Source organism: Raoultella sp. T31 (assembly GCF_002806725.1).
Taxonomy (GTDB): Bacteria; Pseudomonadota; Gammaproteobacteria; order Enterobacterales; family Enterobacteriaceae; genus Klebsiella; species Klebsiella electrica.
Genome location: NZ_PIBO01000042.1, coordinates 1 through 18,775, shown reverse-complemented (window position 1 = coordinate 18,775; position 18,775 = coordinate 1). Strand labels below are relative to the sequence as shown.

Annotated in this window: 22 protein-coding genes; 9 read left to right on the top strand and 13 right to left on the bottom strand. The window is 53.7% G+C overall.

Annotated features, from left to right (window positions below; translation table 11 throughout):
• Positions 1-78: 78 nt before the first annotated feature.
• The 3 genes from cadB to CWM52_RS21865 form a co-directional block, all read right to left on the bottom strand.
• Positions 79-1,416: a cadaverine/lysine antiporter gene (cadB, locus tag CWM52_RS21880; RefSeq protein ID WP_100686005.1), complete on the bottom strand. Its 1,338-nt coding sequence runs from the start codon at positions 1,414-1,416 to the stop codon at positions 79-81.
• A gap of 364 nt (positions 1,417-1,780) precedes the next feature.
• The gene (gene cadC, locus CWM52_RS21870) at positions 1,781-3,313 is read right to left on the bottom strand and encodes a lysine decarboxylation/transport transcriptional activator CadC (protein WP_100686028.1); all 1,533 of its coding nucleotides are present in this window, start codon (positions 3,311-3,313) and stop codon (positions 1,781-1,783) included.
• Between the two features lie 322 nt (positions 3,314-3,635).
• Positions 3,636-4,274, bottom strand: coding sequence for a CatB-related O-acetyltransferase (locus CWM52_RS21865; RefSeq protein ID WP_100686004.1), 639 nt, complete (start codon positions 4,272-4,274; stop codon positions 3,636-3,638).
• A 253-nt stretch (positions 4,275-4,527) separates the two neighbouring features.
• On the opposite strand from CWM52_RS21865, the gene CWM52_RS26415 reads away from it, so the two are divergent.
• Positions 4,528-4,689, top strand: a complete 162-nt coding sequence (locus CWM52_RS26415) for a hypothetical protein (protein WP_165785426.1) — start codon at positions 4,528-4,530, stop codon at positions 4,687-4,689.
• Between the two features lie 204 nt (positions 4,690-4,893).
• Here CWM52_RS26415 and CWM52_RS26410 read toward each other — a convergent pair whose 3' ends face one another.
• A complete protein-coding gene (locus CWM52_RS26410; RefSeq protein WP_165785424.1) occupies positions 4,894-5,046 on the bottom strand; it encodes a hypothetical protein in 153 nt (50 codons plus the stop codon).
• Between the two features lie 371 nt (positions 5,047-5,417).
• Between CWM52_RS26410 and CWM52_RS21860 the strand changes: the two genes are divergently transcribed.
• The gene (locus CWM52_RS21860; protein WP_100686003.1) at positions 5,418-6,284 is read left to right on the top strand and encodes a GNAT family N-acetyltransferase; all 867 of its coding nucleotides are present in this window, start codon (positions 5,418-5,420) and stop codon (positions 6,282-6,284) included.
• Between the two features lie 109 nt (positions 6,285-6,393).
• Here CWM52_RS21860 and CWM52_RS26910 read toward each other — a convergent pair whose 3' ends face one another.
• Entirely contained in the window at positions 6,394-6,558 is a 165-nt protein-coding gene (locus CWM52_RS26910) for a YnfU family zinc-binding protein (RefSeq protein ID WP_224742492.1), read from the bottom strand.
• 284 nt (positions 6,559-6,842) lie between these two features.
• Between CWM52_RS26910 and CWM52_RS21855 the strand changes: the two genes are divergently transcribed.
• Complete coding sequence (locus tag CWM52_RS21855; RefSeq protein WP_100686002.1) at positions 6,843-7,115, top strand: hypothetical protein; 273 nt, start codon at positions 6,843-6,845, stop codon at positions 7,113-7,115.
• Positions 7,116-7,124: 9 nt separating this feature from the next.
• Here CWM52_RS21855 and CWM52_RS21850 read toward each other — a convergent pair whose 3' ends face one another.
• The 3 genes from CWM52_RS21850 to CWM52_RS26540 form a co-directional block, all read right to left on the bottom strand.
• A complete protein-coding gene (locus tag CWM52_RS21850; RefSeq protein ID WP_004858906.1) occupies positions 7,125-7,337 on the bottom strand; it encodes a hypothetical protein in 213 nt (70 codons plus the stop codon).
• 141 nt (positions 7,338-7,478) lie between these two features.
• Positions 7,479-7,709, bottom strand: a complete 231-nt coding sequence (locus CWM52_RS21845; protein WP_100686001.1) for a hypothetical protein — start codon at positions 7,707-7,709, stop codon at positions 7,479-7,481.
• Positions 7,710-7,817: 108 nt separating this feature from the next.
• On the bottom strand, positions 7,818-8,006 hold the full coding sequence (locus CWM52_RS26540) for a cold-shock protein (RefSeq protein WP_100686000.1): 189 nt from the start codon (positions 8,004-8,006) through the stop codon (positions 7,818-7,820).
• Positions 8,007-8,192: 186 nt separating this feature from the next.
• Here CWM52_RS26540 and CWM52_RS26405 point away from each other — a divergent pair, with 186 nt between their 5' ends.
• Positions 8,193-8,360: a hypothetical protein gene (locus tag CWM52_RS26405; protein ID WP_165785425.1), complete on the top strand. Its 168-nt coding sequence runs from the start codon at positions 8,193-8,195 to the stop codon at positions 8,358-8,360.
• Between the two features lie 444 nt (positions 8,361-8,804).
• Positions 8,805-8,924 carry a YnaM/YnfT family protein gene (locus tag CWM52_RS27200; RefSeq protein WP_416308817.1) on the top strand — a complete coding sequence of 40 codons (120 nt, stop codon included), beginning with the start codon at positions 8,805-8,807 and terminating at the stop codon, positions 8,922-8,924.
• Positions 8,925-9,112: 188 nt separating this feature from the next.
• Here CWM52_RS27200 and CWM52_RS21830 read toward each other — a convergent pair whose 3' ends face one another.
• Complete coding sequence (locus CWM52_RS21830) at positions 9,113-10,399, bottom strand: citrate synthase (protein ID WP_100685998.1); 1,287 nt, start codon at positions 10,397-10,399, stop codon at positions 9,113-9,115.
• A 172-nt stretch (positions 10,400-10,571) separates the two neighbouring features.
• Here CWM52_RS21830 and CWM52_RS21825 point away from each other — a divergent pair, with 172 nt between their 5' ends.
• On the top strand, positions 10,572-10,922 hold the full coding sequence (locus tag CWM52_RS21825) for a DUF1304 domain-containing protein (RefSeq protein WP_100685997.1): 351 nt from the start codon (positions 10,572-10,574) through the stop codon (positions 10,920-10,922).
• 125 nt (positions 10,923-11,047) lie between these two features.
• Here the strand turns inward: CWM52_RS21825 and CWM52_RS21820 are convergent, their stop codons facing one another.
• On the bottom strand, positions 11,048-12,262 hold the full coding sequence (locus CWM52_RS21820; RefSeq protein ID WP_100685996.1) for an MFS transporter: 1,215 nt from the start codon (positions 12,260-12,262) through the stop codon (positions 11,048-11,050).
• Positions 12,263-12,695: 433 nt separating this feature from the next.
• Between CWM52_RS21820 and lldD the strand changes: the two genes are divergently transcribed.
• The gene (gene lldD, locus CWM52_RS21815) at positions 12,696-13,874 is read left to right on the top strand and encodes an FMN-dependent L-lactate dehydrogenase LldD (RefSeq protein WP_100685995.1); all 1,179 of its coding nucleotides are present in this window, start codon (positions 12,696-12,698) and stop codon (positions 13,872-13,874) included.
• Positions 13,875-14,089: 215 nt separating this feature from the next.
• Here the strand turns inward: lldD and CWM52_RS21810 are convergent, their stop codons facing one another.
• Positions 14,090-15,262 (bottom strand): MFS transporter, encoded by a 1,173-nt coding sequence (locus CWM52_RS21810; RefSeq protein WP_100685994.1) that lies wholly within the window; start codon positions 15,260-15,262, stop codon positions 14,090-14,092.
• Complete coding sequence (locus CWM52_RS21805; RefSeq protein ID WP_100685993.1) at positions 15,259-16,452, bottom strand: serine hydrolase domain-containing protein; 1,194 nt, start codon at positions 16,450-16,452, stop codon at positions 15,259-15,261. The genes CWM52_RS21810 and CWM52_RS21805 overlap by 4 nt, the downstream gene beginning before the upstream one ends.
• Before the next feature lie 115 nt (positions 16,453-16,567).
• On the opposite strand from CWM52_RS21805, the gene CWM52_RS21800 reads away from it, so the two are divergent.
• The gene (locus CWM52_RS21800) at positions 16,568-17,467 is read left to right on the top strand and encodes a LysR family transcriptional regulator (RefSeq protein WP_100685992.1); all 900 of its coding nucleotides are present in this window, start codon (positions 16,568-16,570) and stop codon (positions 17,465-17,467) included.
• Positions 17,468-17,641: 174 nt separating this feature from the next.
• The gene (gene rsxA, locus CWM52_RS21795; RefSeq protein WP_100685991.1) at positions 17,642-18,223 is read left to right on the top strand and encodes an electron transport complex subunit RsxA; all 582 of its coding nucleotides are present in this window, start codon (positions 17,642-17,644) and stop codon (positions 18,221-18,223) included.
• A 116-nt stretch (positions 18,224-18,339) separates the two neighbouring features.
• On the opposite strand, the gene CWM52_RS21790 is transcribed toward rsxA, so the two are convergent.
• Positions 18,340-18,775: hypothetical protein (locus tag CWM52_RS21790; RefSeq protein ID WP_206057731.1), on the bottom strand; the 436-nt coding region annotated here is incomplete at its 5' end.

The window sequence follows — 18,775 nt, the reverse complement described above, 5'->3', positions numbered from 1 at the left end:
CAAATCTCCAGATAAAGAAAGCCCCTCCCGCCACGTTGTGACAGGTGATGGAAGGAGCCTCAGGAATAGGGTTGCTGATTAATGCGCGCTGGCGGTGTTGCTATCAGCGGAGTTGTCGTTGTTCTGACGCTGGTGCATTTTGCGGCCGTAGAACATCAGGATAATCAGGCTGACGATAAAGGTACCGGCCAGTTCGAAGGAGCTTGCCCCCATCAGGGCGATAAAGCAGAACGCGCAGCCCAGTACGGAGCAAATCAGGCTGACGAAGTTGCGTACATTTATGCCTTCGAAGCGAATCAGGTCAACACAGGAGTAGAAGTAAGGCAGCATGGTCAGCAGGACGGCGATACCGGTCAATTCACCGAACAGGTCGGAAGCTTTACCGCCGGTGGAGTTCATCAGGGTAATCAGCACCATCAGCGCAGTCATTTTCACCGCAGCCAGCAGCAGACCTTTTTTCGGAATACCGTTGTTATCCACTTCACCGTACACTTTCGGGAAGTTACCATCGTTAGCGGCACGTACGCCGGCCTGGCCCACCAGCATCATCCAGGAGCCGAGAGACGTCAGGCAGGCAAAGGCGGTGAAGGCCGACACTACCGGCGCAGCCCAGCCGCCGAGAATGGTCGAGGCGCTGATCGCGAACGGCGCACCGGAGGCGGCCATCTGCGAGGCAGGATACATACCGGCGATAACCTGCGTCGCAGCGATGTAGACGATACCGGCCATCGCGGTGCCCAACATGGTAGCCAACGGCACGGTACGTTTCGGGTTTTTCACCATCCCGGTACTGACGGCGGCGGATTCTACCCCGACGAAGGCCCACAGGCAGAGCAGGATACTTTTGATGACCGCGTGGCTGTCCGTGGTTCTGGAGGTGTTCCAGTTCGCCTGATAGGTTGCGGCATCAAACCAGTGCCAGCCGACCACTGCGGTCATGACGACCGGAATAAGCACCAGCACCAGGCCAATCGTCGTCAGACGGCTAACCCAGGTCCCGCCGAGCATATTCACGAAGGTAAATATCCATACGATGGCAATACAGGCAATGCCTGCCGGCACCGGGTTATTTAAAATTGGGAAGAACGTTGATAAATAAGAGACGGCGGTAATCCCGATGGCCAGATTACCGATCCAGTTGGCGTGATAATAAAGGACACCGGTCTGGAAACCGAACGCCGGAGATAGTTCACCCGCGTAGGCAATGGGGCCACCCTGCTGCGGATTTTTGGTCGCCAGCCGGGCATAAACATAAGCCAGAGACATCGCGCCAATAATAGAAATCACCCACCCCCATATGGCAATACCACCGATACTAGCGAGGTTTGCAGGTAATAATGCAATACCGCTCCCCATCATATTACCGGCTACGACACCGGTACAGGCAAATAGCCCGATCTTCTTGGCAGAACTCATGCTTTCTTTTCTCCTGAGTTTATTTTGCGGTACAGATCATGATGATGAACCTTTTATTGACCCGACCAACTGCCAACCAGATTACGGATTAGTACGCGATAAGTCCTAAAGATAAAGTGAAATAACTACAAACATCAGACAAATGATATTTTGACCTTTTTCAATTAACATATCAGGATGACATGTTGATATCATAAAAAGATAAACACTGTTGACTTACAAACAGTTACGATCAAGAGCACGTGTTGATTTTGTGTTGCACCCCGCGATTTACGCGTTAAACATATATAACAATCAGGGTGTTCATGAGAAACATAAATTTAACCTCACCACGCGCAATATCCTGAGTATGGTGAGGGTTTATTTATTCTGAAGAGAGGAAGTTATCGAGGTAAGGTACAACGCGGGTGACGGAAGTCTGGAAGACCGCATTTTCAATCCAGTAAAAGGTATTCTCGCCCGGACGTAAATTAAATGCCGTCAGATAAGCATCGGCCGCTTCCCGGTTCTCTCCTTTCATCTCGTAGACTTTACCCAGCAGCACGTAATTCATCCACGACATCTCAAGATCGATCCCGGTATTAATCGCGTTATACGCTTCATCGACTTTGCCCTGGCCCAACAAATCCACTGTTTTAATTTGGTAAAAGACCGCCGTATCTTTGATCCCCGGCATATCGCCGACCCGGGAGATTTCAGCGTACAGCGCGCCGAGCTGCTCTTTATTTAACGGCTGTTGCGAATGACGTAATACATCCACCAGCGTTTTTTCCGCATAGGCATAAGAAAACTCGGGCGAGTCTTTAATCACATCATCAAGCAGCGCGCTGGCCTTACCTAATGAATCGACATCGCCGTTCATTAATAACTGATGCGACTCGTAGAAATGCGTCAGCGCCGTACTGTGCGATGGTTGATACTGTTTCAGCATCGTCTGCATACGTTCCGACCACGGCTGCTTTAAGGCCTCCGATAAGCTGTTCAGCAGATCGTTTTGGATCGCCAGTTGGTTGTCGCTGGTGATGAAATAACGTTTATCCATCATGGTTGAACCGTCAGCATTATCCACCATCTGCACAGACATAAAGCACTGCTGCGCGCGATAGTGCCGCTGATTGACGAACTCAATCGTCAGCGTTTTACCTGAACTGCTCGGCTCATTAATGTTGTAGTTGGTTTTGTCGTGCACCATAAAGGTCGAGAAGCTGTTGAGCGACGTGGTCACCAGGCTGCCTAAGCCCACCGCATACGAGTGCTGCGATACCCAGTTGGTGCAGGAATTACCTTTCAGCAGGTGAATATCGATATCGCGCGGGTTCAGCAGCAAGCGCGCTTTATTCACCGGTGGCCGCGATTCGATCGTCGACAGCGCAACCAGGGCCACGCAGCTCCCCAGCGCCAGCAGGAACAGCACCCATACCCAAAAGGTCGTGATACGTCGGCGCTTCTCCGGTTTTACGACCGGCGCCTGGCCTTGCTCAACCCCGGCGACCGAGAGCGTCAGGGTCGTCAGCTCAGGCGTTGCTGCGGGGAGAGCGGACGGGATCGCCATCGTCGGTTCTTCCCCCTCTTCCGTACACCAGATCACCGGCACCGTAAGCTTATAGCCGCGCTTTGGTACCGTCGCAATATATTCTGGGCTACTATCGTTGCCATCTTTCAACGATTTACGTAGCTCGGAAATACTCTGCGTGACGACATGACTGGTCACCACGTTACGTGTCCAGACATTATCAATAAGCTCGTCCCTGCTGAGCACTTCACCAGGATGACGGGCAAAGAAGACCAACAGATCGATTAAGCGCGGTTCAAGAGTAAGCTGACGCCCCTTCCGACTGATTTGGTTAACAGAGGGTGTAACCAGCCATTCTCCCACGCGAACAACAGGTTGTTGCATAAAAAGAGCCCGAAACGAAAAGGGAAAGGCGCGATGATAGCACATTCCCCCGCCCTGTTTATGATAGGGGTCATTACCTTGATCACGTTATATCATTCTAAAAATATTTCTAATACCCAGTTTTTACCTCTAAACAAAACCGGAAATACTTTATTAACATCTGCACTGTTTTTCCCAAAAATCGCCTGCTGCATCATTGGCCGCGGTACTCTCGCCGATTAAAAGAGGCTTTCTTCGGCGGCGGTAAAGCCGGTTATCTGGACTCCCCCGCCGTCGCCGCGCAGCAGATCCGCAAACCCCAGATGGCGCGCTTGCCGCCAGGTTAGCCGCGCTCCTGCCGATGCTGCGCCACCGCCTGTTCCAGCGCGCTAACATCCGGGCTCGACAGCAGCGGTTGCAGAGTCAACAGCGTCTCTTCCTCTAATTCATAGAGCTTCAGCTTCAGCAGCCGCGCAATGTCGGGCTCAGGAAAACGGTGCTTGATAAAAGTGGCCGGATTTCCGCCTACCACACTATAGGGCGGTACGTCTTTGGTGACCACCGCGCCCGCCGCCACCACGGCGCCCTCGCCAATCGTGACGCCCGGCATAATCATCGCCCGCATGCCAATCCAGCAGCCATCCTGCAGCACGGTATCGCCACGATGCTGGTAGGCTTCGTTGACGCACGATACAAACGGATAGAGGCTGACCCAGTCCATCCGATGCGTACTGTTGCCGCCCATCAGGATCACCACTTCCGGCGCGATGCAGACGAAATTGCCAATAAAGAGCTTATCGACATGGCCTAAGGGCTCCCACCCTTCGCTGACGGCATCGCCGTGCAGGTAGCGCACCACGCAACGTTCAAACCCGCGATCCCAGCAGTCGCTGTAGTAGCTGTGACTGCCGCGGATGATCACATTCGGGTTGGTTACCGTCTGGTGCAGGCGTTCGGTGATTGACCAGTGTTTATTGGCCATCGAGGCATTCCTTCTTGCGTTAATATATCCACTTGCTGACCCGTCATCATAAGCCGGAAAAACTTAATACCGGAGCAAGCGCTGCCGGTATCATGATGGCTGACTCCGGAAATATTTTGTTGAGAATAAACTGACAGACATTATGTTTATTTACTCGCGCCGCCATTATCCATAATTAAACAAAATAGCTCCACCCCGATCATATTCTTAATGATAAAAACGGGCCGTTTCTCCCACTCTGCCAGGTTTTTCTGTGTCCAGACTTGTCATTCTCCCTTTGCCGTTGCCGCTGGCCTCCCGCGCGGGATATTTTTCGCCGCCGCCACAAGAGACGCAAGGTGACGATACCGCCCGCGGTGGCTGCCGGAGTCGTCACCACGTGATTATCGGCGACAGGGGAACGCGTAGTGAGTAAGCGCTCGCCACCGGGCTCTTCGCCTCTCCTGCCGCCAGCGATACAATTATGCAGGCCGTAGGTAGGGTGGCGGAAAAAACCTCGCTCCCAGGCCAAAGACGATGCGCCACCATCGACATCTGCCCGGCGGTAAGCTCTTCTGCCGTCCGCCCTGGCGCTGCGCCATCTCATCAAACCGCTGGCGCTCATTCATCGCTTCCGGCCTTAGCGACGAGCGGGGGTCACATCGAGAATCGCGGCGATGACCTCATCACTGTTGTCACCATTGAGGCCGGGTAGACACTTCCGCCCCGGCGCCAGCAGATAAAGCGGGCGGCGCGATTCACGATGCTGAGTTACATCGATTAAACTTTTCATTATTTAAGCTGGCAGCTTAACTATTCGCAATGAGAAATATATTTTCAAGTTTTTATCGAGTGAAACAGGTGAGAGTTAATAGAAATTAAATCTCAGCGCTAATAAATTTTACCGGTGAGACTGATATCGGAAAATGAGGCCGCAAAAATGATAGCGGTCGCGGGCCATCGTTCAGCGTATTCGTCGGCCGCCTCCCCTTCCGGCCCGGCGTACTGTGACCGAGCCAACGTCCTGAGAAACCGCTGAAGGGACAAACTGTACAAACATCAGGAAAAGTTCATACTCAACGCTATAAATGAGCCAATATTTTTGCTATTAAACTGGTAGTCGCCATGTCAGGTCTCAGAACTTATAAAAAGGAATACAGGCCAATGAAATACAAATTAGTCAAGCAGGTTGTCCATGATGATGTGTTAAGAAACAGCTTCATTAATTTGGCAATTAAGACCTTCGACCTCTCTTTTAAAGAGTGGTACAAAAAAGGCTACTGGAGCGAGTCCTATATTCCTTATGCATTTGTCGAACATAATAAAGTCATTGCCAATGCGTCGGCTAACATTATCGATCTGATGTGGCAGGGGCAGCCGCGGCGCTATATCCAGATTGGGACCGTAATGACCGCCACCGATCATCGCGAGAAGGGGCTGGCCAGCCAGCTGATTAACCATATTCTGGCTGACTGGCAGGAGCAGGCCGACGGTATTTTTCTCTTCGCGAACTCCACAACCGTTGATTTCTATCCCAAATTCGGCTTTGAACAAACCGACGAGTACCAGTACGCCCTGCCGGTTACACCTGTCGCCGGAGATTTTCGCAAGCTGGATATGGACAAAGAGAGCGATGTGAATATCCTCAAATACTATTATCAGAAATCCAACCCGTTTTCCCGCCTCTCGGCACGCAATAACTTCGGCCTGTTGATGTTCTACTGCTCGGCGTTTATGAAGCACTTCGTCTATTATTCGGAGAACAATAATGCCGTGGCGATCGCCATGCAAAACGATCATGCCCTGCTCTGTTTTGATATTTTCTGTGACAGCGAGAGTTCGCTGACGAAGATCGTGAATGAACTTGCGGCGCAGCATACCCGCCAGGTTATTTTAGGCTTTACCCCTACGGAAGATCGCGTGGGCGAATACGAAAAGATTGAAATTGATGATTTTCTTTTCATCTATACGGCAAAAGAAAATATCTTTAAGGAACGTAAGCTCATGTTCCCGACGCTCTCGCATGCCTGAATCGGCCGGGCACCTTGCGACTGGCCGAAGTCCGTTCTGACACTGAAGTCCGGGCGGCAACCACATCCGTCACGACCCCGCCAGGGGCGTGACGGGAGAGGTGAAAACATTATTTAGTGACGATAAACATCGACTTGCAGCGCGGACACAATAATGCCGCGCCATGCTTTATTTTGTTAACAGGCTGCCGTGACTTATGCCCGCATTCCGGACAGGTTACCGTGGTCTCAGAGGTGGAACTCAAGCGCTTCATTGCGTTGTCGAAGAATGACATAGATCTTACCCGCTGAATGAATGTGGTCTATCATACCACTAGACGATTAAAAAAAATACAGCACTAAACATACCGGGAAATGACCATCGTGGGTAATTTATCGCGGTTTTAATCGCTATGTTTCAGGGGTTTTCACTAAAAACAGCCCAATCGCCCTATTAAATGCAGAAAACCCGATAAAAATAAGATAAATGGCATGAGTCTTAATTTAACTCTAATATGATGAATGAGATATGGTAATGTTCATTCATATCGAATGATTACAGACAAACAAGAGATAAGAAATGACTGGAAACTCAACAATTCACGCTCAAAATTGTCGTACCGATATCGGGATTGGAAAACAAATCACCGCCAGCGTAAAAGGTTATGTCAATGGGCATCTCTATATGATTGATATCACCGTTCATCCTGTTGAGATCACATTTGATTTTGGCGACGAAAAAATTATGCGCGGGTCTTATTTTAGCTCTAAGAATCAGGAGATGGTATGGGCGGCGGAAAGCAAAGAGCTGACCATCTCCGATGAAAAAGGATCTTTCACAATAGCCTTTTAATGCTCAGGCTCAATGTCGATAAAACGTGCCGTCGCTATGCCCTGAGCCAATACGACCCGCCTCAATTAAAATTTCATCGATAACATCTTCCAGACACGCTGAACCATGATTCTCACAAATCATATGAACCTGCTTCAATATTTCCTCCTGGGACATCTCTCCGCGTAAAGCGGAGGTCAGCATGACCGATGCCCAGCGGCGAACTTCCGGGTGCGTAATCATACAACTTTACCTCAGCTAGCAACACACGCCTTTAAATTATAGGCGCTCACAGGATCTTCACCGGTTAAATCATGCTGTCGCCCCTGTCGGCGCGGCATAAAGCCTGACTTATCTTGCCGCTGGCCGCCGGTCATCGCCGCGCTATGACAACAGCTTTCCCGCCGCGTGTTGAATCTCGGCTGATGTTAAATCGCGATCGGAGGCAACGTGCACAATACGATGATCGCCCGTCAAAGAAGGAAATTCCGCAGACATGATCTGCAGTTGTTTTTGTTCGCCGTCAGGATACTCACGTAATATTGTTGTTACGCCCGGTACTATCTTCGCGACAACCGCCGGTAATGCATTGAAAAAAACGATGACTTTCTTCATGAGTCTACCACCTGGCTGCAAGCATAATGCTGGCCATGCCATGCCATGCCATGCCATGCCATGCATTATGGGATGAAAAAAGAAAAGGCCCCGTCCGGGGCCCTTGCGTTATTTCTGACACGTCATTGTCGCCGTGCCGCTGGAAATGTAAGGAGCAATATTATCAAATGTAACCATTGATGTTTTACAAAAGATACATTTTGCGCCAAAGGGATTTTTTTCCGTCACATCGTAATGCGATGTTCTGTATTGTGACCCATGACAACACGGGCATCTGAAATGAATGTATTCAGTCATGATGTTAACCTTTATGTGTGACAACATTCACTACCGCAGGGACCACAGGTGATACTCTGCTGAAAACCGATCGCTGGTTTTCAAGGTTAGTGCAGAAATCACCGTACTGAACAGCAGGCAAAGAATACGCTTTCTTTTGCGACCATTCTCTGCATGATTAACCTGAGGTTTTTCACCGGATTAATCATGACTTATTGTAGTGATTGTCTGAGATATGTTGTTCGTTTTTTTAATTTGCCCCAAGGGCATCTCTGGCCTGCAAAAAAACTTATCGAAGAGAAAAATACCCAAAAGGAGATATCAGAAGATAAATGTGATGAGAAAATTCCAGAAACTACTGCAGATAATTTTTAAGACTCAAACCGTTGGAGCCATTAACGCATGTAGGCCAGCAATTAGCAAGCATTATTTTCTTACCGTTTTTTTACCGTATTTTTTGCTGATAAAACTATGCACATACTTACCGTTACTGACAACTTAATCAGTAGCTTATTCCTGCTGCCGCCCCATTGCCTACTTATTTTTTGGTCTTCGGTCTGTCCCGGGAATGTTTATGACAACAAAATAGATTCTTGACGGGAACTTTATCCAGCGACCGCCGGTCAGAGCGATTATCAGGAACGCTGGTCCGCTCATTATCAGGGGCAGTGCACCTGCAGGACTGCGGAAAAGCCCAGAGGCAGACAGCGCTGGTCCGCCGGAGACCCACTCTTACCGATGCGATTAATGCCCTGGAAGAGCGTTTTCGATTGTAAAAAAATATAACCGACACAGATTAACCACACCGAAGGTCACACTATGTTGATGACAGTATTCATTTATCTCGGAATTATCGGTTCCGTCGCCGCGCTGGCTTTATTTTCTCTGTCCCTGCTGTGGATTGCCGTTTCAAATAATCCGGATAACACGGATATATAAACTTCATCTCCATTTAATCTTCCTGTAAAGGCCAGCGCCTCTGCGCTGTCGCTTGCGCGGATATTCTGAAACGCGCCACTGGCGGCGTTTCAGGTAGCATAGCGACGCCTTTTCGGCTAACCGCACCGGGTCCTGCCTCGCCAGTGGAAAGTCCGGCAATGGCTCTCATCGCCGGACCGGACATGTCCTTATTTTATCCCGCGACGCGAAACGTAATCCCGCGCCGCTTCTCCGGTGTAAATCTGCCGTGGGCGGTAAATCTTCAGCGGCGACTCGTGCATTTCGTTCCAGTGCGCGACCCAACCCAGCGTGCGTCCCACCGCGGTCATGACGACAAACATCGACGAAGGGAGTCCCATCGCCTTCAGGATCACGGCGGTATAGAAATCAACGCTCGGCGAAAGTCCATTCTCAACAAAGTAAGGATCGTGGAGCGCCACCTCTTCCAGAGCCATTGCCACCTGAAGCAGCCGATCCGACATGCCCAGCTCCGCCAGCACTTTATGGCAGGTTTCGCGCAGAATGGCCGCCCGGGGATCGAGATATTTGTAGCGCGAGTTGCCAAAGCCCAGTCGACGGAAAGCCAGGGGATCCCTTTTTACCTTGCTGATAAACGCCGGGACCTGTTCGACGCTCTCAATATCCCCCAGCATTTGCATACTGGCCTCGTTGGCGCCGCCGTGCATTGGCCCCCACATCGACGCCAGACCGGCCGCCACGCAGGCGAAGAGATTCGCTCCGGAGGAGCCGGCCGCCCGTACCGTGGTGGTCGACGCGCACTGCCCGTGATCGGCATGGAGCACCATAATCTGGTTCAACGCCTGTTCGATAACCGGGTTCACCTGGTACTTTTCCGCAGGAATCGCAAACAGCATATGCAGGAAATTCCCGGCGTAAGAGAGGTCATTTCTCGGGTAGACCGAGGGTTGCTCGATGGAAAACTTATAGCTCATCGCCGCAAGCGTCGGCATTTTGGAAAGCAAGCGGGTGGCGGCCAGCGCACGATGCTCGGGATTTTCGACGTCCAGCACATCGTGATAGAAAGCGGCCAACGCGCCCACCATGGCACACATCAGCGCCATCGGATGGGAGTCGCGACGAAATCCGCTGCACATTTTCGACATCTGCTCATGCACCAGGGTGTGGCGGGTAATTTTTTCCCGGAAGGCCTGATAGCTCTCCTCATCGGGTGCCTCTCCGTGCAGCATAATGTACGCCACTTCCAGAAATTCACACTGCCTGGCGAGCTGATCCACCGGGTAGCCACGGTGCAGCAGGACGCTATTCTCAGTATCGATATAGGAAATGGCCGACTCGCACCCGGCGGTATTGCTGAAGCCCGGATCAAAACTGCACATTCCTGAATTCGCGAGCGCGCGGAGATCAATACCCAGGTGACCCAGCGTCCCGGACACCGTATTCAGAGGGATGGCCTCTTGTCCATCCAAAGAAAGTATTAACGGTTTCGTTCCCATCCTGTAAATTCCCCTCAACAGCCAGCGCATGATCACCCTGGAGACATTCTCCAGGCCGAATTTCCAACATAGCCAGGGTGATGCGGCTATTCTTTGATATAAACGGTAAAACACGCGATAAAAAGCGGGTTTTACCTGGGTTCCCTGTGCTCTAACCTGAATAAGGACTACCGTGTTAGCCAATACGCTTATTTTTATCGTCGCCGCCATCCATATCTACATTCTGATCCTGGAAATGTTTTTGTGGGAGAGTAAGACCGGACGCAAGGCATTCAGCCTCAGCGCAAACTTTGCCCGCGAGACCCGGGTGATGGCAGCCAATCAGGGCCTGTATAACGGTTTTCTGGCCGCCGGTTTGCTGTGGGGACTCTGGAGTGCGCAGAGCGGGTTTGAGTTTAAAGCGTTCTTTCTGATCTGCGTGATCATTGCCGGACTGTTCGGTGCCGCAACCGCCAGTCGGAAAATACTGTATGTGCAGGCTCTCCCGGCAACGGTGGCGCTGATAGCGCTGTACGTCAGCTAGCAAAGCGCGCCGACCGCCCTTGACGGTGCCGGGGTGCGGGTCGCTCCCCCGGCGCGAAAGGACAGGTCAGGATTGATGCCGCCCGGAGACGGAACAGTGCCCGCACGGGCTCGCCGCTTCCGGGATCAATCGTATGACCGGGTGGGCGTGACTATCGATGAGCAGAGCGTCGGCGCATTACGCCACCAGATAATCAGCGCCGCCAGGGCGATAACGCTCAGGACGCTGAAGGCCGCGGCAAACGAGTAATGACCGGCAATCATCCCTGTCAGCGCCGGGCTCATGGCCGCGCCAGCTCCCTGCATCAGCATCACCACGCTCTGGCCGGCATTGACGTGCCCGCTTCCGCGCAGCAGCGCCACAATGAAACTCGGCACCACCACGCCCAGCACACCGGCCGCTAAGCCATCCAGTATTTGTACCGGCACCATCATCAACGGTGCCGCAGTGCTTGCCGCCAGCGCCGCGCGGACCGGCATAATCAGCAGAGCCAGCATAATCAATCGCCAGTATCCATATTTATCGATTCGTCCGGCGGTCCAGATTGCCACCGGGATCATGACCGCCTGAGAAATAATCACCGTGGCCGCAGCGTACAGCCCGGGGTTGATGGCGCCGGGAGCGGAGGCAATTCGCATGCTGAGCATCGGCAGCAGCGCCGCATTCGCCAGATGAAACAGCAGCAGCGTCAATCCGGTAATCAACAGCGCGGTGTTTTTGGTCAGTACCGAGAAGTCGGGGATCTGTGGGGTATCCGTCAACTCCAGCCCTCGCGCCGCCTGGTTATCGATATCGCCGCGGCGTATAGCCAGCAAGGCAACGAGGGTTAATAACATCGTACAGGCCATTAAGATGAAAATACCGCCAATCCCCCAGCGCCAGGCGATCCCTCCGGCAATCAATGCCGTGGCGAAATTTCCCGCGTGGTTGAAGGCCTCATTTTTGCCCATCTGCGCACTGAAGCCGTTTTGCCCCGTCAGACCCAGCGTAATGCCGGTGATAAGCGGGCCGACAAAAGCCGCGCATATACCGCTGACGATTTGCGAGAGTGCGACCACGCCGTTTCCCTGACTGAACCAGAGCAAAAGTGTGCTCCCGGTAATGATGACGCAGAGCAGCGCCAGCATCAGACGCTTGTTCTGCGAAGCGTCGGTGATGAATCCTGCGGGCAGCGTCGCCAGCAATCCTGCCATGCCGCCGGCGGTCATCAGTAAACCGATATCATCCGGTTGCCAGTGATGTTGGGTCAGAAAAATGCCGAGAAAAGGTCCCAGTCCGTCACGAACATCGGCAATAAAAAAACTCGTCAGACACAATGCCTGTAATGAACGCAGAGTCATATTTTCTACCCTTTAGCCTGTTTGCACCGCTTCATGCACGAAAACGTTCAAACCAGCATATTCCTGAAGAATTAATATAATGAGGACTCTCATTATTGTCCTCATTAACGTCATTGTTAAACAACCCGATAAAGGGTCACCATTCATTATGGGTAGTGAAATTGAAAGTAAGATGTCGTCCGGACAATACACAATCGTAGAGTAAAACCCAAGAGCGAGGTTGTTATTTCACTAGCAAATATTGCTGTCAACGAATGAACGCATTTTCACCAGAAATATTTCATCAGGAAAATCAACAGCGTTAAAAAAAACAGGTTATTCCCTTTCTGCATGACCGGGATTCTAAAATTTCATTTTCCCCCTCATTTTATTGGGCCTATAGTCTTTCTGCCTGCAGAACATAAACTTAGTTAAGACCTATAAGGAAAGAAAAATGATCGTTTCAGCACCCGCCGATTATCGTGAGGCCGCCCGTCATCGTCTTCCTCGATTTCTGTTTGATTATATTGACGGCGGCGCGGTAGCAGAAAATACCATGCACGCGAACTCAACTGAACTCGCCTCAATTGCGCTGCGTCAGCGGGTGCTTTGCGGTGTTGGCGACCCGACGCTGACGACGAATATCCTTGGAACGTCATGGGCAATGCCGGTCGCACTGGGCCCTGTCGGAGCCACTGGCATGTACGCACGGCGCGGTGAAGTCAAAGCGGCGCGCGCCGCAACCGACGCCGGCATCCCTTATACCCTTTCCACGGTATCGGTATGCCCGATTGAAGAAGTTGCACAGCATGCCTCCGGTGAACTCTGGTCACAGCTGTACGTACTTAAAGATCGCGGTTACATGCGCAATGCCCTCGAACGCTCGTGGGCCGCAGGAATGAAAACGTTGGTTTTCACCGTCGATATGCCCATCCCCGGCTCGCGCTATCGCGATAATCGCTCGGGGATGTCCGGACCGCGCGCCACCCTGAGACAATACCTGCAGGCCTGTACCCATCCCCGCTGGGCCATAGACGTTGGGCTGGCTGGCAGACCCCTGTCGTTTGGTAACATTGAAGCCTACACCGGACACAAGATGACGATGGACGACTATATGGGGTTTATAAGCAATAACTTCGACCCCTCCATTGCTTGGCACGATCTGGAGTGGATACGCGACAGCTGGAAAGGGAAGTTGATTATCAAGGGCATCCTTGACCCTGAGGATGCAAAGAATGCCGTCCGTCTGGGCGCTGATGGCATCGTGGTTTCTAACCACGGGGGCCGGCAGCTTGATGGCGCAATCCCAACGGCCAGGGCGCTGCCTCGGGTGGTGGATGCCATCGGCGATGACCTTACGGTTCTGGTCGATTCCGGGGTGCGTTCCGGGGTAGACGTTATCCGGATGCTTGCCCTTGGCGCGAAAGGGGTACTGCTGGGACGTTCATATATTTATGCGCTGGCGACGGCAGGAGAAGCTGGCGTCGCACACCTGCTGCGCCTGTATGCTGAAGATATGAAGGTGACGATGACTCTGACGGGCGCAGCATCACCGGCGGATATTCGCGCTGACTGCCTCGACCGTTTAGAGAAAGAGATGGCGCAGCTAGCCAGGACGCATTCCGGACAATAAGCGGTGCATGAGAGCCACGCGACCAGACCGGCGCTAAGCTTAGCGCGGCTGGTCGCCCGCTAATTTAGCATCAGGAAACGACAATAGTGGCTGATTTATGCGACTTTCATCATGGCATCGTATTGATCCAGGTCTCGTTTATGGCACATGAGGGATATCTGCGCGGATAAAGTGAGCGGTTTTACACCGTCAGGATGCCGCGCTTCTCTCCTGTCTCATGCCGCTGAAGTGGGGAAACCGTGACGCCTGGCAGACCACGCCACCAGGAGCGTAGCCAGCAACAGCACCAGCAGCGCAGGAGAGAATGCCCCTACGCCGAGACTCTCCAACAGCAAGCCGCCAACAATCCCGCCGCAGGCAATCGCCGCATTCCAGGCGGTAACCAGCATGGACTGCGCCATATCGGCAGCCTCGCCCGCACTCCTCGCCAGCGCGGTCTGAAACAAGGTCGCCGCCCCGCCGAAAGCCACACCCCACATCACTACCGCCGCGTAGACCGCGATGGGATCGCCGCCCGCCGTCCCCAGCAGCCATGCCGCCAGGCCGAATAAGACCGTGCTTGCCAGGGTCAGCGCGCGCAGGTGCCGGTCGATCAGCACGCCGACAACCCAGATGCTGAATAGCGAGGTCATGCCAAAAACCAGCAGCACCACATCGGTGCGATCCGCCATTCCCGCCCTCATCAGAAATGGCGCAATGTAGGTATAAAGGATGTTATGCGCAAGAACGAAGGCCAGCACGACGAACAGCACCGGGCGAATCCCCGGCAGGCTGAACACCTGGCGCAACGAGAAACGTTTGCCCGCGGGCTGCCCCGCAAAGTCCGGCACTCTCAGTCTCACCCAGACCATCAGCATTAGCGCCATCAGGCTCATGATGGCAAAGCACATGCGCCATCCCAGCAAATTGCCGAGCAAAGTACCGGCAGGTACGCCCAGCGACAGCGCCAGCGGTGTCCCCACCATCGCGATAGCGATAGCGCGGCCCTTCTGAGCGTCAGGCACCATCCGCGCCGCATAGCCCGCCAGCAGCGCCCATAGCAGCCCCGCCGACACGCCTGCCAGGAAACGTGCCACTATGGTCAGCGCATAGCTGGCGGAGAGCGTCGTCACCAGGTTGGCAATAGCGAAACCCGCGATGGCGGCCAGCAGCAACGGCCGGCGACGGACACCTTGAGTGGCGGCGGTCAGCGGAATGGCGGCCACCAGAGAGCCGATGGCATAGACAGTGACCGTCTGGCCGACCCATGCTTCACTGACGGCCAGGCCTTGCGCCATTTGGGGCAACAGGCCAGCCGGTAGCGCTTCGGTCAGAATGGTAATGAAAGCCGCCATCGCAAGCGCCAGCAGCGATGCGACGGGCATGGGTTCCTGCATCGTCGAATTCATCGCTCAGCCCCCGGAGCGCCGTAGACCGCATCGCGCAGATCGGTGACGAAGCGCCCCGACATGCCTTCATACAGGGTGTTGGTGAAAGCGACGACGCTAAGCCCCTGCGCGCGATCCACGAACCATGAGTGGCCATAGGCGCCTCCCCAACGCCAGGTGCCTTCTGATTCAGGCGAGGCGGCCAGCGTCGGATCGCGCAGGACCGAAAATCCCAACCCAAAGCCGAAGCCCGGTACATTGGGCAGCGCCATATTCGTCGTCCGATCGCGCGCCATTTCCGCAATCAGTTCGTTGGGCAAAATCGCCCCCTGCCCCTGACGCAGGGCTTCCAGCAGGCGCATAAAGTCTTCGGCCGTTCCCGCCATGCCCGCGCCGCCCGAAGGAAATGCCTGCGGATTGAAGATGCGCTGAGGACTGTAGCGAATGCCGACCACCCCGTCGAAGGGTGAAACGATTTCCCCTTCCGCCAGCGGGTGCGGCTGAGGTTCATCGTTCACGTAAGCGGTCGCTACGCGCTGCGCATCCCGCGCGATAAAGCCGGTATCCGCCATGGCCAACGGGCCGGTCACGAGCTGATGTACGGCGATATCAAGCGGTTCGCCATACACCCGTTCGATCAAGGCGCCCAGCACATCGGTTGCCAGTGAATAGCCCCAGCTTGTGCCTGGCTCGTACAGCAACGGCACGCTGGCGATGCGGCGCAGGTTCTCCGCAAGGCTAATACCGGACATATCCATACCGTCCGACACGCCGGCCCGCGCATAGGGCCCCCGGGTATCCGTCTCGAAGAAGCGATAGCCCAGCCCTGCGGTGTGGCTCAGCAATTGCCATACGGCGATCCGCGCAGGCTGGCCGTCGGCCAACCGTGGTCTGAACTCGGGCAACCAGCGTTCGAGAGCGTCATCCAGATTGAGCCGACCTTGAGCCACCAGCACCAGCGCCGCCGTTGAGACGATGGTCTTGCTCACCGATGCCAGACGGAAGATAGCATCCGTGGTCATTGCCCGACGGCTTTCGCTGTCGGCCCAGCCAGCGGCCTGGCGGTGAAGAAGCACGCCGTCGCGGGCGACCAGGACCACGGCGCCGACCAGACGGCGTTCATCCAGCGCCTTCTGAACAGCGGCCTGAATACGGGCGGACAGATGTGCAAGCGGGACGCCTGCGTGCAGAGACAAGGCGGGAACAGACATGGGCAACTCCTTTCATCAGTGAACATTCCCGCATGATAGAAACGCAGCTATTAAAGAAAAAGTAGGGTACAGTTCCGTTCTTAGCGGAACTATTTGTCCGCAATGGAGGTATGAAGTGGACAACCTGAATGGCTTCGTCGTGTTCGTCCGGGTCGCCGAGACACGCAGCTTCGTCGCGGCCAGTCGGCTGCTGGGCGTGTCGGCATCCGCCATCGGCAAAAGCGTGGCGAGGCTGGAAGAGAAGCTTGGCGTGCGCCTGTTTCACCGCAGCACGCGCAGCATCACCCTGACGGCCGAGGGAACGCTGTTCCTGGAGCGCAGCCGACGTATCCTTGCCGAGATCGAAGCCGCGGAAATGGAGTTGTCGCAGGCGACGGCCGCGCCGCGGGGCCGGTTACGGATCAGCCTGCCCCTGGTCAGCTCGCTGGTGTTACCGGTGCTTGGCGAGTTCATGCGCGAATACCCGGCCATCGAGCTGGATCTGGACTTCACCGATCGGCTGGTCGAGGTGATCGAAGAGGGGTTCGACGTGGTGGTAAGAACAGGAGATCCGACGGACTCGCGCCTGTCCGCGCGGAAGCTGGGCACCTTCCGCTCAATGCTGGTCGCCTCGCCCGATTATCTGGCGCGACGAGGTATACCCGAAGTGCCCGCCGATCTGCTGGATCACACCTGCCTGCACTACCGCTTTCCCAACAGCGGTAAGCTGGAGCCGTGGGCGCTGCGGCAAGCGCCGGGAGAAGCCGATCTGCAGCTCCCCACCTCAATGATCTGCAACAATATTGAGACGCGGGTGTGCTTTGCGCTTCAGGGCCTGGGAATCGCCTGTCTGCCGGAATTCTCGATCAGAGAACCGCTGGCAGATGGACGGTTGCGCACCATTCTGGCCGATCGCGTGGAGCGTACTGGCGTCTTCTACGTGCTCTGGCCCGCCAGCAGGCATCCCTCGCCTAAAATTCGGGCGATGGTCGACTTCCTCTGTGCGCGGGTATTTCCGTCATCTGAAAGCAGATAATCCGCTCAGGGCAGAAGCTGAGCTTTCGGCGGCTGATGACGCGGTGAGACGAGCCACAATGCAAATCTCACCATCGGCAACAAAATCCAGGTTCCCTTAAATTTTTCATGGTCGATACCAGAAAGGATAATCCGTATTATGTAAGCAAATATGTCAAAAAACACGAGCTTACCCATGCAAGAATTCGGCATACTCTTTATCAGCGCGGTACTGGTTAACAATTTTGTCCTGTCCCGCTTCCTTGGGCTATGCCCGTTTATGGGAGCCTCAGGGAAACCCGAGATGGCGATAGGAATGTCGTTTGCGACAACCTTCGTCCTGACGCTGGTCAGCGCACTGGCATGGTTTTTTGATAATTATCTGCTGGTGCCCTACGAACTGACCTATCTCCGCGTGATGGTCTATATTTTTGCCAGCGCGGTTGTGGTTCAGCTCACAGAGACTATTATCCGAAAAACCAGCCCTGCCCTGTATCGTCTGTTAGGTATTTTCCTGCCACTGATCACCACCAACTGCGCAGTTCTGGCAGTGCCGCTCATCAATATTACTCAGAACAACGGATTCCTTCTTTCTACGTTCTATGGCTTCAGCGCCGCCTTTGGTTTCTCACTTGTGCTGGTGCTCTTCTCGTCGCTTCGCGATCGTCTGAAAGCCGCTAATGTGCCGGCCCCCTTCAAAGGCTCTCCGATATCGCTTATTACCGCGGGTCTGATGTCGCTGGCTTTTATGGGATTCACTGGGTTAACGGAGGCGTAGTATCCGCCGTATTTATCACGAAACGGCTTAATAAGGCGGGTAAGGCGTGGGAGGAGGACATTAACAGCACCTGGCAGTTCAGAATCAGCCACAACTCATTGTTAGCATAAACGTTATCATTTTAACTGGCACTCTTTGCTTATTTCATTCTCAATGTCTCTGTCTTCCGCGTGCTCTACAAGTCGTTTAAATTGACGCTTGAGCTTAATCCCAGAGGGAGTACAACTTTTCGAGTCCGCAATCTGTACCGCAGCACTGTATGCGTTGTAGCAACGGTCAACATCTGACACGTCCTTTTTGCAGTTGCTGAAAACAATAAAAGTACTGTCGGGATGTTGTAACATTTTTTCTATTTCAGTATTGGTCTGTGATTCACGGAGTATTTTGGGGAAAAACAGGACTATTGCTAACGCGACCAGTACTGCGCCAATCATCGTCATTAATTTGAATGTCATACTCATTATCTCACTGACGCAATGCTTGTGCCCGGTTAACCATATATGGACGCACCGGGTGATGCAAGTACTGGTTCGATGCGGTTTGCGACCATAT

Coding starts and splice junctions, on each gene's coding strand:
- cadB (WP_100686005.1), bottom strand. CDS start 1,416: ATGAGTTCTGCCAAGAAGATCGGGCTATTTGCCTGTACCGGTGTCGTA.
- cadC (WP_100686028.1), bottom strand. CDS start 3,313: ATGCAACAACCTGTTGTTCGCGTGGGAGAATGGCTGGTTACACCCTCT.
- CWM52_RS21865 (WP_100686004.1), bottom strand. CDS start 4,274: ATGGCCAATAAACACTGGTCAATCACCGAACGCCTGCACCAGACGGTA.
- CWM52_RS26410 (WP_165785424.1), bottom strand. CDS start 5,046: ATGAAAAGTTTAATCGATGTAACTCAGCATCGTGAATCGCGCCGCCCG.
- CWM52_RS21860 (WP_100686003.1), top strand. CDS start 5,418: ATGAAATACAAATTAGTCAAGCAGGTTGTCCATGATGATGTGTTAAGA.
- CWM52_RS26910 (WP_224742492.1), bottom strand. CDS start 6,558: ATGTCATTCTTCGACAACGCAATGAAGCGCTTGAGTTCCACCTCTGAG.
- CWM52_RS21855 (WP_100686002.1), top strand. CDS start 6,843: ATGACTGGAAACTCAACAATTCACGCTCAAAATTGTCGTACCGATATC.
- CWM52_RS21850 (WP_004858906.1), bottom strand. CDS start 7,337: ATGATTACGCACCCGGAAGTTCGCCGCTGGGCATCGGTCATGCTGACC.
- CWM52_RS21845 (WP_100686001.1), bottom strand. CDS start 7,709: ATGAAGAAAGTCATCGTTTTTTTCAATGCATTACCGGCGGTTGTCGCG.
- CWM52_RS26540 (WP_100686000.1), bottom strand. CDS start 8,006: ATGACTGAATACATTCATTTCAGATGCCCGTGTTGTCATGGGTCACAA.
- CWM52_RS26405 (WP_165785425.1), top strand. CDS start 8,193: ATGACTTATTGTAGTGATTGTCTGAGATATGTTGTTCGTTTTTTTAAT.
- CWM52_RS27200 (WP_416308817.1), top strand. CDS start 8,805: ATGTTGATGACAGTATTCATTTATCTCGGAATTATCGGTTCCGTCGCC.
- CWM52_RS21830 (WP_100685998.1), bottom strand. CDS start 10,399: ATGGGAACGAAACCGTTAATACTTTCTTTGGATGGACAAGAGGCCATC.
- CWM52_RS21820 (WP_100685996.1), bottom strand. CDS start 12,262: ATGACTCTGCGTTCATTACAGGCATTGTGTCTGACGAGTTTTTTTATT.
- lldD (WP_100685995.1), top strand. CDS start 12,696: ATGATCGTTTCAGCACCCGCCGATTATCGTGAGGCCGCCCGTCATCGT.
- CWM52_RS21810 (WP_100685994.1), bottom strand. CDS start 15,262: ATGAATTCGACGATGCAGGAACCCATGCCCGTCGCATCGCTGCTGGCG.
- CWM52_RS21805 (WP_100685993.1), bottom strand. CDS start 16,452: ATGTCTGTTCCCGCCTTGTCTCTGCACGCAGGCGTCCCGCTTGCACAT.
- rsxA (WP_100685991.1), top strand. CDS start 17,642: ATGCAAGAATTCGGCATACTCTTTATCAGCGCGGTACTGGTTAACAAT.